We start from the raw sequence: 13,506 nt of genomic DNA, 5'->3' as shown, positions 1-13,506 counted from the left end.
AAACTTTAAGTAAGTAAGCAAAAACAACAATTGAGTATTATTAACTAAAGCTATCTGACATTAAGCCCAAACAGATAGCCATATATAGCATTATTTTTACTATATTTGCAAACATTTTTGGGACATTTTAACATATATACTTATATATGAGGCAGTTAAAGATTACAAAGTCAATTACAAATCGTGAGAGTGCATCTCTAGACAAGTATTTGCAAGAAATTGGTCGTGAAGACCTGATTACAGTCGAAGAAGAAGTAGAATTAGCGCAAGCCATAAAAAAAGGTGATAGAGCGGCGCTTGAAAAACTTACGAGGGCTAATCTTAGATTCGTTGTATCTGTTGCAAAACAATACCAGAATCAGGGGTTAAGCTTACCCGACTTAATCAATGAGGGAAATCTGGGACTTATCAAAGCTGCAGAAAAATTCGACGAAACCAGAGGGTTTAAATTTATCAGTTACGCAGTATGGTGGATTCGCCAATCTATATTGCAGGCATTAGCAGAACAATCGCGTATCGTACGCCTTCCACTCAATCAGGTGGGCTCGCTGAACAAGATCAGCAAAGCTTTCTCCAAATTTGAACAGGAAAACGAACGCAAACCGTCTGCAGAAGAACTTGCCGAGCAATTAGACATACCAGTTGATAAAATCGCCGATTCGCTGAAAGTTTCAGGACGACACATTTCAATGGACGCACCTTTTGTCGAAGGTGAGGACAACAGCTTGTTGGATGTACTTGTAAATGACGATGCCCCAATTGCTGACCGTACGTTGATAAACGAATCGCTACAACAAGAAATTGAGCGTGCATTATCAACATTGACAGAAAGAGAAAGTGAAATTATCAAAATGTTCTTCGGTATCGGATATCAGGAAATGACCCTGGAAGAAATTGGTGATAAATTCCAACTCACACGTGAACGTGTACGTCAGATCAAGGAAAAAGCAATTAAGCGTCTACGTCAAAACTCACGAAGCAAATTACTAAAAAGCTACTTAGGTTAAAAGGTTCTTAACCGAAAGTTCAAAGGATAAAGAGAGTAAGGAGACTTGCTCTCTTTTTATTTTGTCTCGTCCGAAGTTTTATCGCTTTATCTGAATCCGTGATAATTACGGGCGTAATTATAATCTATTGTCCCCTGCTCTATCTGAATAACAATAGCCTCTATCGATGCATCCTTATCATTAGGGTCATATTTCGTTTTCAGGCTGTTGCCAAAAAGCCCCGCAAAAGCATTATATACTCCCGCTTTGAAACTGCCGACAAGAGCTTTTACAATATTGTATGAAGGAGTATTACATTCCCGGTCGATAAGCTTTACCAATATCTTACCCTGATTCTTGGTCATCTTTTTCATCTTAGGCTTATACTCGGCCATCATATACTTCTGCACATCTTCCAGATATTTTTGCTTCGCCTTTTCGGTGGGCAAAGTCTCCATATATTCGTAGGTTTCTATGATGGAGTATGCTATTGTTTTAGCATAAGGATACGCTATTTTCACATCCCGCACCAGTTTGGAATATTCCTGTCTCTCCTTATTGTTTTTAAATTTGATTTGTCCAAATATATAAACAGGTTTTAGCTGAACCACAGCAATAGTATCACCTTCATATATAGCTGCTATATCAATATATGTCTTAGGCTTCTCATCCTGCGACTTAACCGACACAGAAAGAAGCAAAAGGAAACATAGTACAGATAAAACTCTCTTCATATTTCAGTGAATAAAAACATTCAAATATACAAGAAAAATAGACAGAGAAATCATTTTTAGAATAAATTAAGCTGGCAGGTGTTTTATTTTGCATCAGAATATAACAGTGACTAGTTGTTGTTTTTCGTAATATGGTATGGTATATCATTTTTTCAAAGAACGGTGAGCCTGTATAAAAGTTATACACTCACAACCATAGATAAAGATTCTTCGAAAAAACGCACATAAATAATCTTAATACGCAGAATAATTATAAGTCAGCAAAGCCCTGTAATTTAGAAAAAGTTCTCACCCATTTCAGGTAATATGCAGCAAGGATACTTTTCGGGTAAATCACTTTAACCTCCCTCACCACTCTTTTTTGCAAGTTCTCGCAACGTGCCTGACGATACCTCTTTCTATTATCATAAAAGTCCCGATGTGCCCGGATAACCTCTTTCGCATTGGTATATTTACCTGTAAGAGTAAACTGAATGGCGGCAATATAATCAAGAATGAGCCGGATAATCATTACCCTCTTTAAATTCTCTTGTGGCAAATTCTTATAAAGCATAATCAGATTGTTGCGGAAGTTGAGAAAAGTCTTGCGCGGGCTTTCTTTTTTCAATGTGGCGGCACCTACATGATAAACGACCGATGAAGGCAGACAAACAATCCGCTTTCCCCGACAATTCAAACGCCAGCAAAGATCAACCTCCTCCATATGAGCAAAGAAAGATGCATCAAAACCTCCCACCTCGAAAAAATCCTTAGAACGGATAAACAGGCACGCACCAGTAGCCCAAAGCACATCGATCGGCTCATCATATTGCGCCCTATCTTCCTCCACGTGCATAAAAATACGTCCTCGGCAAAAGGGATAACCGTATTTATCGAGAAATCCGCCGGATGCTCCCGCATATTCAAAATATGCTTTATCTCTCTGAGCCAGCATTTTGGGTTGAGCAGCAACTATATCTTTATTATTATCCAGATGGTCTATCATAGGCAACAGCCAACCATCGGTTACTTCAACATCCGAGTTGAGCAGGACATAATATTCAGCCTCCACTTCTTTCAGGGCTTTGTTATACCCTTCGGCAAAACCGTAATTCTTAGGTAAGACAATCCGGGTAATCTGAGGATATACAGATTGAAGAAATGCGACAGAATCGTCTGTTGAACCGTTATCAGCGACAACAAGTTCCACATCAGGATGTGTAGTATATCGTATCACGGAAGGCAGGAATTGTTCTAAAAGCACCTTACCATTCCAGTTAAGAATAACAACTGCTACTTTTTTCATTTTTGTTGTTGCATTGCTTCCACTTCTTCTCTAGTCCGTTTCCAACGCTTATGAGTCCAGAGCCAGTAAGCCGGATTGCGAAGAATCGTCTTTTCCATAGCCCTGATATATGTTTCTGTAATATTATTTTCGGGTTCTTCTTTCGGATCGTCTGTAATCAGGCGAACGGTAGCTTTATAATGCCCCCTCTTTACTTTCTCCATATCCAGATAGACAACCGCGAAGCCTGTTTGCTTCGCAATACGCTCTACTCCGGTAAAGACAGGCGTTTCCTGATTAAGAAAAGGAGTCCAGTAATGAATATTCCTCCATGCAGGTGTTTGGTCTGCCATAAAACCGATCAAGGTCTGCTTGCCTTCATTGCGAAGCTTTACAATGACCCGGAATGTATCTTGTTTAGAGATGGCAAGAGAGCCGAAGCGGCTTCGTATCTTGAGGAACAAGTCATCTATAGCCTTATTTTTCAACGGCTTATATATTTCACCTAAAAGAATCTTTCCCTCTTGCTTAAAATCAAGATTGATAGACGTAACCCATTCCCAGTTGCAATAATGCCCAAGGAACATCAAGGCGGAATTTCCATCTTTCATCAGTTCTTTTATTTGCTCCACATTATTGAACTGCATCCGTCTTTGCATTTCTTCATCAGATATATGCAATAGCTTCAGTGTTTCCACAAAATAATCGCAAAAGTGATGATAGAATTCCCGCTCTATGGTCAATCTTTCCTGCTTGGTCTTCTCCGGAAAGCAGGCTTGCAGATTATGCCTGACTACCTTTAATCGATAACCGGCTATTTTATAGACGAAAAAATAAAGTATATCGGATAATATATACAATACCCTGAATGGCAATAGGGCGTGCAAATACATCCATGCAAATAGTATGTAATATAACAGTCCGTTCATCTCTTAATTTTCTACCAGTGCTGTTTTTACTTTATTAAAATCTCCTAAGGTAACTATTTTTATTTCATTTGCCTTACTTGCCTGGTATGGTGTTTCTATCTTCACATAGTTCTCAGTAAATCCGTACATCATATTATCATGCTGAGCATGCTCAAACAAGACTTTACGTTGTGTACCCTGCTGCGACTGGTAAAATGCTTCCAGTTTATTATCCGATAAATCGAGTAAAACTTTGCATCGGGCATGTTTTGTTTTAGGATCCACCTCGTGTTCTATCTTCAAGGCTTGCGTATTCGGGCGTTCAGAATATGTAAAAACGTGAAGCTGAGAAAAATCAAGGCCTTCCAGAAACTGTTTAGTCTCTTCGAAGTATTCATCTGTCTCCCCCCTTGTACCTACAATTACATCCACCCCGATAAACGCATCAGGCATAATCGCCTTTATTTTCTCCACTTTGTGACGAAACAATGCTGTGTCATACCGGCGGCGCATCAACTTCAACACTGCATCAGAACCCGATTGCAGCGGAATATGGAAATGCGGTGCAAAACGGTTCGACTTTGACACAAAATCTATAATCTCGTCAGTCAGCAAATTTGGTTCAATAGACGATATGCGATAGCGTTCAATACCCTCTACCTCGTCTAATGCCCTTATCAGATCAAAGAATGTCTCCCCTGTCGTACGTCCGAAATCACCGATATTCACTCCTGTAAGCACAATTTCCTTTCCTCCTTTTGCTGCCACTTCCTGAGCCTGTTTCACCATACTCTCAATAGTGCCGTTACGGCTACGCCCACGTGCAAAAGGTATAGTACAGAATGAACAGAAATAATCACATCCGTCCTGCACTTTCAGAAAATAACGGGTACGGTCGTCTTGCGAACAGGAAGGAACAAACGACTTTATTTTATTTGTTTTCGATGTATGTACTACCCCCTTGTCTTTCTTCTTCAACTCATCCAAATATGCAACTACATCGAGCTTCTGCTCTGAGCCTAATACAATATCCACACCCTCAATACCGGCTATATCTTCCGGTTTGAGTTGAGCATAACAACCCGTCACGATTACATATGCCCCCGGATTTTCTTTGATCAATTTACGAACAGCCTGACGACATTTCTTGTCAGCAAACTCAGTAACCGAACAAGTATTTATTACACATATCTCTGCGATTTCCCCTTCTCTGGCCCGACGAACACCTACTTGCGAGAGCTGCTTCCCGATAGCAGAAGTCTCGGCAAAATTCAATTTGCAGCCTAATGTGAGATAGGCTGCTTTTTTATTTTCAAATATCGAATTATCTATCATTGCATTTAGCTTTTAGCTGACAAATTCCATTATCAGCTTCAGTATTGTATATCTAAAAACTATAAAATATTATGTAAACAAAGTAACAGGTTCAAACTATGACCTATCTATATATTAACTATAATCTGTCAGAACTTTCATTATATTAACCTTCTTTTGCAAAACATCGTTAAAAGGTAACAAAGGTGACAACTTTTTAATCTGCCCTCACATGTTACTATTTACCAATTTGCATTCCTGCATCAACCGTTCATCCTCCTCTGATAAAAAAGTAACAAAAGTAACACCTATCACAGACTTTTTATTTTTACTTTTTCCAATCTTCAAAGAACCATAAATTAAACAGCTGAAAATATCACGCTGTTTAGTATATAGATAAATTTTCGAGGGAATCATACATTCATCTGGGATTAAACCATATAGCACCAAATTCGAATGAACCCTCAATTTAAAAGAGTACAAAATTACAACAATTGTCGCAATTTTAGTGATAAAATACTTGTAGAATATAAGGAGACTATTTATTTTTGCACAAATTCACCTAAAATGAGCAATTTTCATGATTAAAGAAAACCTGATCGATTTATACGCCAATAGCTTTAAAAATAACTGGGAATTAAAAGGACTATCCGATTATTCAGAACAAAAAACATTATACTACAAAGACTTAGCTTATGAGATAGCCCGTATACATATTATACTGGAAGAAGCTCAAATAAAAAAAGGTGAAAAAATAGCCCTTATAGGAAAAAACAATATACCTTGGTGCGTCACTTACCTGGCTGTCATCACATACGGCGGCATTATAGTACCTATACTACAGGATTTCCATGCCGACAGTGTTCAGCATATCATAAATCATTCCGAAGCAGTCCTTCTGTTTTCGAGTAGCCAGATATGGGACTCTCTTGACGAAGATCACCTACCCAAAATACGAGGGGTATTCTCGGTGAACGACAACAGTTATAAATGCCTCCATGAACAAAAAGGCGAAAAACTATCGCTTATCGTCGATTCATTAGACGAAAAGATGAAAAAGAAATATCCCGACGGATATAAAAAAGACGATATAAAATATGCCAAGGTAGACAACTCAGAACTTGTACTCATTAATTATACTTCAGGTACAACGGGATTTAGCAAAGGTGTAATGCTTTCTGCAAACAACCTCGCCGGCAATATCACGCATGCGCATTACCTGAAACTTTTATTCAGAGGGCAAAACATAGTATCATTCTTGCCTTTGGCCCATGCCTATGGCTGTGCCTTCGAATTCCTGTATTCCCTTACCGAAGGTTCTCATACAACCCTATTAGGGAAAGCGCCATCTCCGAAGATACTGGCAGAAGCCTTTGCCGAAATAAAACCTCACCTAATTATTTCCGTACCTTTGGTTATAGAAAAAATATACAAAAAATCCATACTCCCAAAAATAGAAAAGCCGGCCATTAAAATGGCTCTGAAAATACCGATTGTAAGAGATCAGATATATTCAAAAATACGAAAGGGCATGATGGAAGGTCTTGGCGGCAACTTCCATGAGGTAATTATCGGTGGAGCCGCTTTAAACAAAGAAGTGGAAGCCTTTCTGCACAAAATAAAATTTCCGTTTACTGTAGGTTATGGCATGACCGAATGTGCACCTCTTATTTCATATGACCATAATTATGATTTTATTCCAACCTCATGCGGTAAAATATTAGATAATATAATGGAGGTCAGGATTGATTCCGACGATCCTTACAATACAGTAGGAGAGATACAGGTCAGAGGGGAGAATGTAATGATGGGATACTATAAGAATGAAGAGGCAACCAAAGCTTCATTTACCGAAGACGGATGGCTGCGAACAGGCGACCTGGGTACAATAGACAGCAACAACAGGATATTTATCAGAGGTCGTAGCAAAACAATGTTGTTAGGCCCAAGCGGACAAAACATATTTCCGGAGGAGATAGAAGCCCGATTGAATAATATGCCGTTTGTACTCGAAAGCCTTGTCGTAGAAAGGAACGGGAAGCTGGTTGCATTAACTCATCCCGATTATGAAACAATGGATGCCGCACATGTAGAACAGGAAATGCTTCCGGCTATCATGGAAGAAAACAGGCAGAACCTGAATAAGCAGTTGGCCAGTTACGAAAACATAACAGCAATACAGATATATCCGAGCGAGTTTGAGAAAACTCCTAAAAAAAGCATAAAAAGATATCTCTATGAAAACTAAAGAGTTATTTCACAAAATTAGACTTAAATGCATCATTTTGGAAGAAAATAAGAAAAACACTAAAAAAAACATAATTATGCTATACAACATGTAAAGAAATATATATATCTTTGCATCGTGTTATCAGAAATAACTCAAATACATTTACCGTTTAAGTTTTAATAGAAAAGAAAAATGAAAAAATTAGTATTATTTGCTGTTGCTGTTATTGCAATCTCTTTCGCATCATGTAGTAATAAAGCTGCTGAAGAAGCTAAAGCTAAAGCTACTGCCGACTCAATCGCTGCAGTTCAAGCTGCTGAAGAAGCTGCTGCTAAAGCTAAAGCTATCGAAGATTCAATCGCTGCTGCTACTAAAGCTATTGAAGATTCAATCGCTGCTGCTACTGCTCCAAAGAAATAATCTGAGCTATAACCAGCTAAAGATTACAGAAGCCTGTATGAGTAAGACTCATATAGGTTTTTTTTATTAACTATTTATCCGTAATATTCACAATCAAAGGCAGTTATTTTAATAAATAATTGAGTAAAAATAGCTATCTTTGCACGCGGATCAATAGAACACAAACAAAAACATAATAAATGGAATCTGAAAAAGAGCATTGGGATATAATAATAAAACCTCGTGAAAGTAACTTCTCTTTGAACTTCGGGGAGACATGGAAGTATAGAGACCTCATAAAGAGGTACATACATCGTGACATTGTAACAGCATATAAACAAACTGTTTTAGGCCCTCTCTGGTACATTATTCAACCTTTGTTTACTACAATTATGTACATGTTTGTTTTTGCAGGAATTGCAAATATTCCGACAGACGGCTTACCTCAGCCTTTATTTTACTTATCGGGAATTTTGATATGGAACTATTTTGCAGAATGCTTAGGCAGAGCTCAGGGAACATTTCTTGGCAATGCGGGCGTCTTCAGCAAAGTGTATTTTCCCCGGATGGTTGTACCTATTTCGGGTGCCATATCCACAATGTTGAAACTGGCTATACAGGTTATTACTTTTGCAGTGATCTACCTATATTTTCATTATGCTGAAGGAACAAATATAGCACCCAATATATACATATTATTATTCCCTCTTCTGATATTAATGACAGCTTGTTTCGCCATCGGAACAGGCATTATCATCTCTTCTATGACAACAAAATACAGGGATATGGGTATCCTCATTGGCTTTCTGGTTTCATTGTGGATGTATATAACCCCTATAATATACCCTTTGTCGATAATGTCGGAGAGATATAGTGAATACAAATGGATTATTGCATTAAATCCACTGACTCCTATCGTAGAAACCTTCAGATTTGCCACGATGGGTACAGGCGAGTTTTCGTGGGCTTCACTTGGATATAGTTTTGGTGTTACCGTGGTTGTATTGATTGCCGGGATTGGGATCTTTAATAAAGTTGAAAGAAACTTTATAGATGTAGTATAATAATAAAAAAACGGAAAATGTCGAATATAGCAATAAAGTTTGAAAACGTATCAAAACAATATCGTCTTGGGGTGGTCGGTACGGGAACTATCAGCCATGACCTTAACCGGTGGTGGCATCTTGTAAGAGGGAAAGAAGACCCATACCTGAAAGTGGGAGAGGTGAACGACAGAAGCTCTAAAGCTATAAGCCAATATGTATGGGCGTTGAAAGATATCAATTTTGAAGTCGAACAAGGGGATGTAGTTGGGATTATAGGACGAAATGGAGCGGGAAAATCCACCCTTTTGAAACTATTATCGCGTGTAACTACTCCTTCGACAGGAATAATAAAAGCAAAAGGACGGATTGCATCCTTATTAGAGGTAGGTACAGGGTTTCACCCTGAACTGACCGGACGAGAAAACATCTACATGAATGGTACCATCATGGGTATGACCAAACATGAAATAACACGAAAACTGGATGAAATAATAGACTTTGCTGGCGTGGAAAAATATATAGACACTCCTGCTAAAAGATATTCTTCAGGTATGACTGTACGTTTGGGATTTGCTATCGCCGCACATCTTGAACCGGAAATACTGGTAGTTGATGAGGTTTTGGCTGTTGGGGATGCTGAATTTCAAAGAAAAGCAATCAATAAAATGAAGGAAGTCTCAACCGGTGAAGGTAAGACTGTCTTATTCGTAAGTCATAATATGGCATCTATTCGAAGATTATGCCACACCGGAGTACTATTGGAAAACGGAACAATCAGAGAAATCGGAGGAATCGAAAAAATTACAGATCTATACATCAGGAGTAATGGTGGGGATGGACAAAAAAGCGTACATATAGAAGCTGACCCTCGAAAAGAAATCTCAATTACTGATGTCTCTATACTGGCCGAAAACAAAACAGAGGAGGATATTTATGACATTAATGATAAATTCAAAATAAAAATAAAATATACAGTTCATCGTGATATAAAGGGAACAAATATGTCTTTTTCTCTGAGTAAGGATGCAACTCTTCTTTTCAGGTCGTGGGACATAGATACAGATAAACAACTCTATGAAATGAGAAAAGCAGGTGATTATGAAGCGGATATATCTTTACCTGACTTACTAAACGTTGGGAGTTATAGCCTGACCGTTGCTTGTGGCATTATTGGAGTTGGCCCCATACAAATCATGGAAGATATTATTGTATTTGATGTGGAAAATATTATTCAAGATGGGCATACACTCAGTTATAGTAGAGGTGGAATGATAAAAATCACTCCCCCTTGGGCTACAAAAAAGATAAGTTAAGCAATCTTTTATTAGAATAAGATAGTTATGATTATTATGAAAAAGATTACAAATATATTGAATAGGTTATTAAAAGGAATTCCAGCAGTTAAGGAACAAAGTCGGATTAATAATGATATAGAAGAGTTATCACTACCTGAGATATTACCTCATAAAGAGATATGTAAAGAAAAAAAAGTAGTTCACTTCTCCGCTTTCAACTATGGTAATGCAGGAGACGTCATATTACCGATAAATGTTAAAGACAGTATTGAATATGGATTGGATTACGAATATGATTGGAGAAGTATTCATGCTCACAAATATGTAGATGACAAAATTGTTGAATTAGCTAATAGCAGTAATGGAATTATCATAGGAGGAGGTGGTCTTTTTCTTAAGGATACCAATCCAAACAATAATAGCGGATGGCAATGGAATTGTTCTGTGGATCAATTAAAAAAAATTAATGTTCCTATAGCCTTATTTGCAGTGGGATATAATAGATTCCGTAATCAGGCTGATTTTGAACCCGTTTTCAAAGAGCATTTAAATATATTAGCAGAAAAAAGCACATTCTTAGGGCTAAGAAATTATGGTTCAATAGAGATGATAAAAAATTATTTGCATCCGGAAAATTTTGAGAAGTTACGATACCAGCCATGCCCTACTACAATCATTTCAATGTTATACCCTGATAATGTAAACATAGTTAAAAGAAATAGTGAAGAAAAGTTTATTGCATTAAATTGTGCTTTTGATAGAACTCAACTTCGATTTGGTGAAAAGATAGGGAACATATTGACTTCTATAGCAAAGGTTGTAAAAGTATTGAGTAAGGACTACAAGATAAAATATTATTCACATATGCCAAGTGATAATTATTTTATTCCCTTTTTAGACTCATTCGGTATAAAATATGAGTTAATGCATATAAAAACACCCATTGAAATAATAGAAGAGTATAGTAAGCCGTCATTAGTCATTGGGATGAGAGGGCATTCACAAATGATTCCTTTTGGCTGTAAAACTCCTATTTTATCCATTATTTCCCATGAGAAAATGGGTTGGTTTCTCAAAGATATCAATCGCTCTGAGTGGGGCAGTGAAGTAACTAATCCTGATTTCGAAAATGATTTACTAGAAAAAGCAATATATTTACTTAACAATAAGAATATAGTTATTGAAGACATTACAAATATCCAAGAAACATTTTTTAATATAACAATGGATAATGTCTCTGAAATTAGAAAAATATATGACTTATGACCAAACCAACCATTATTGCAGAAATAGGTGGCAACCATAAAGGAGATATGGCCATAGCCAAAGAAATGATAATTACGGCAGCTACATTTTGTAAAGCCGATGTTGTAAAGTTTCAAAAGAGGTGTAATAAAGAACTTTTAACTTCAGAGGAATATAATGCCCCCCACCCCAATCCGGCAAATTCATACGGAGCCACTTACGGTGCGCATAGAGAATTCCTCGAATTTGATTTGGAACAGCATAAGCAATTGAAAAAATGGTGTGAAGAATATGGTGTGATATACTCAACTTCCGTATGGGATAAGACATCTGCAAAAGAAATAATCAGTATCGATCCTAAACTGATAAAAGTACCTTCGGCCTGCAATCTTAACAAGGATTTATTGAAACATCTATGTGGCCATTTTCCCGGCGAGATACATCTATCATTCGGAATGACAACCTTAGAGGAAGAAGAACTTATTGTTAAATTCTTTGAGCAAAAAGGGCGAGCCAAAGATCTTGTTATATATAGTTGTACATCGGGCTATCCAGTACCTTTCGAAGACATCTCACTATTAGAAATAACACGATTAAAGAACCTATATAAAGACAGGGTTAAAGCAATTGGCTTTTCAGGGCATCATCTGGGTATAGCTGTAGATTCAGCTGCTGTAGCCTTAGGTGCAGAATGGATAGAGAGACATTTTACACTCGACCGTACATGGAAAGGAACAGACCACGCCGCATCATTGGAACCTGATGGTCTACGCAAATTAGTAAGAGATTGCAACGCTGTATATAAAGCTCTCACTTTCAAAAAAGAGCAAATACTCGATATAGAAAAAGTTCAACGTGATAAACTGAAGAAGAATCAAATCAAGTGGTAATTTTCCACATTTATCTATATACAAATATATGTCTATAATAGCATTTATTCCGGTCAGAGGTGGAAGTAAATCCATACCACATAAAAATATTAAATCTTTTTGCGGTAAGCCACTTGTTTTTTGGACATTGGGGGCGCTACAAGATATGGACAAAGTAGATGAAGTAGTAGTAGCCACAGATTGCGACGAAATTGAAGACACTATACTACAATTTAATTTCTCAAAAGTTAGAATATACCGAAGACTCCCTCAAAATGCAACAGATACGGCATCTACAGAAAGTGTAATGCTAGAATATATCAAAAAGAGTTCATTGACTAAGGACGACTATTTTATTCTTGTACAAGCAACATCTCCTTTCACTCAGAAGGCCGATATAGAAGGCGGATTGAATCTTTTATTAGAATCACAATACGATTCGGTACTAAGTACCGTAAGATTTAAGCGATTCCTTTGGAATAATGATGGTACCCCCTTCAACTATGATTTTAAAAATCGCCCCCGCAGGCAAGACTTTGATGGGAAATTAATGGAGAATGGGGCTTTTTATATCAATACAGTTGGGAATATTATTGATTCGACAAATCGGTTATCCGGAAAAGTTGGAATATATGAAATGCCAGACTACACTGCTGTTGAAATAGATGAACTCGAAGACTGGAGTGCTGCAGAGGATATAATGAGAAGGCATATCCTAAAAAGAGATGCAATACAGACTCACAATATAAAACTATTTCTTACCGATGTGGACGGTGTACTCACTGATGCCGGAATGTATTATTCAGAAAACGGTGATGAGCTAAAAAAATTCAACACCAGAGATGGTATGGGAATCAGGCTATTAAAGGAAAACGGAATAAAAACAGGTATAATTACATCTGAAAACACAAAAATAGTAGAAAACAGGGCAAAAAAGCTGAATGTAGATTATCTATATCAAGGAAAAATCAGTGGAGGCAAGCTGGATGCAGCAAAAGATATATGTAAGAAAGAAAGCATTACGTTGCAGGAAGTAGCCTATATAGGAGATGACCTCAATTGCTTCGACTTATTATCTAACGTAGGTTTAGCAGCGTGTCCTTCCGATGCTGTGGACAAAGTTAAGGGTATCCCCAATATAAAGATACTCAACAAAAGAGGGGGAGAAGGTGTCGTTAGAGAGTTTATAGATAATTGGATACTGGCATAGTATTGT

General features: G+C 37.4%; 12 protein-coding genes. 8 read left to right on the top strand and 4 right to left on the bottom strand.

The window, feature by feature from the left end:
• The first annotated feature begins 146 nt into the window (after nucleotides 1-146).
• Nucleotides 147-1,007: an RNA polymerase sigma factor RpoD/SigA gene (locus tag QZL88_RS17855; RefSeq protein ID WP_006797564.1), complete on the top strand. Its 861-nt coding sequence runs from the start codon at nucleotides 147-149 to the stop codon at nucleotides 1,005-1,007.
• Between the two features lie 86 nt (nucleotides 1,008-1,093).
• Here QZL88_RS17855 and QZL88_RS17850 read toward each other — a convergent pair whose 3' ends face one another.
• The 4 genes from QZL88_RS17850 to mtaB all read right to left on the bottom strand — a co-directional run bounded on the left by QZL88_RS17850 (nucleotide 1,094) and on the right by mtaB (nucleotide 5,227).
• Nucleotides 1,094-1,720, bottom strand: a complete 627-nt coding sequence (locus QZL88_RS17850) for a DUF4294 domain-containing protein (RefSeq protein WP_296943451.1) — start codon at nucleotides 1,718-1,720, stop codon at nucleotides 1,094-1,096.
• Between the two features lie 250 nt (nucleotides 1,721-1,970).
• Complete coding sequence (locus QZL88_RS17845) at nucleotides 1,971-3,005, bottom strand: glycosyltransferase family 2 protein (RefSeq protein WP_296943448.1); 1,035 nt, start codon at nucleotides 3,003-3,005, stop codon at nucleotides 1,971-1,973.
• The gene (locus tag QZL88_RS17840) at nucleotides 3,002-3,913 is read right to left on the bottom strand and encodes a lysophospholipid acyltransferase family protein (RefSeq protein ID WP_296943445.1); all 912 of its coding nucleotides are present in this window, start codon (nucleotides 3,911-3,913) and stop codon (nucleotides 3,002-3,004) included. The genes QZL88_RS17845 and QZL88_RS17840 overlap by 4 nt, the downstream gene beginning before the upstream one ends.
• Nucleotides 3,914-3,916: 3 nt before the next feature.
• The gene (gene mtaB, locus QZL88_RS17835) at nucleotides 3,917-5,227 is read right to left on the bottom strand and encodes a tRNA (N(6)-L-threonylcarbamoyladenosine(37)-C(2))-methylthiotransferase MtaB (RefSeq protein ID WP_296943442.1); all 1,311 of its coding nucleotides are present in this window, start codon (nucleotides 5,225-5,227) and stop codon (nucleotides 3,917-3,919) included.
• 559 nt (nucleotides 5,228-5,786) lie between these two features.
• Here mtaB and QZL88_RS17830 point away from each other — a divergent pair.
• From QZL88_RS17830 to QZL88_RS17800, 7 genes are all read left to right on the top strand, one after another.
• Entirely contained in the window at nucleotides 5,787-7,454 is a 1,668-nt protein-coding gene (locus tag QZL88_RS17830; RefSeq protein WP_296943438.1) for an AMP-binding protein, read from the top strand.
• 174 nt (nucleotides 7,455-7,628) lie between these two features.
• Entirely contained in the window at nucleotides 7,629-7,856 is a 228-nt protein-coding gene (locus QZL88_RS17825) for a hypothetical protein (protein ID WP_006797558.1), read from the top strand.
• Nucleotides 7,857-8,035: 179 nt separating this feature from the next.
• On the top strand, nucleotides 8,036-8,899 hold the full coding sequence (locus QZL88_RS17820; RefSeq protein ID WP_296943433.1) for an ABC transporter permease: 864 nt from the start codon (nucleotides 8,036-8,038) through the stop codon (nucleotides 8,897-8,899).
• A gap of 17 nt (nucleotides 8,900-8,916) precedes the next feature.
• Nucleotides 8,917-10,194: an ABC transporter ATP-binding protein gene (locus QZL88_RS17815; RefSeq protein ID WP_296943430.1), complete on the top strand. Its 1,278-nt coding sequence runs from the start codon at nucleotides 8,917-8,919 to the stop codon at nucleotides 10,192-10,194.
• A 36-nt stretch (nucleotides 10,195-10,230) separates the two neighbouring features.
• A complete protein-coding gene (locus QZL88_RS17810; RefSeq protein WP_296943425.1) occupies nucleotides 10,231-11,442 on the top strand; it encodes a polysaccharide pyruvyl transferase family protein in 1,212 nt (403 codons plus the stop codon).
• Entirely contained in the window at nucleotides 11,439-12,311 is an 873-nt protein-coding gene (locus QZL88_RS17805) for an N-acetylneuraminate synthase family protein (RefSeq protein ID WP_296943421.1), read from the top strand. Before QZL88_RS17810 ends, QZL88_RS17805 begins: the two co-directional genes overlap by 4 nt.
• A gap of 28 nt (nucleotides 12,312-12,339) precedes the next feature.
• Nucleotides 12,340-13,500: an acylneuraminate cytidylyltransferase gene (locus QZL88_RS17800; protein WP_296943418.1), complete on the top strand. Its 1,161-nt coding sequence runs from the start codon at nucleotides 12,340-12,342 to the stop codon at nucleotides 13,498-13,500.
• The last annotated feature ends 6 nt before the right edge of the window (nucleotides 13,501-13,506 follow it).

It is taken from the genome of uncultured Dysgonomonas sp., from assembly GCF_900079725.1.
Taxonomy (GTDB): domain Bacteria; phylum Bacteroidota; class Bacteroidia; order Bacteroidales; family Dysgonomonadaceae; genus Dysgonomonas.
Note: the sequence above shows the minus strand (reverse complement) of the source record. Positions and strands in the feature narration are given on the sequence as shown.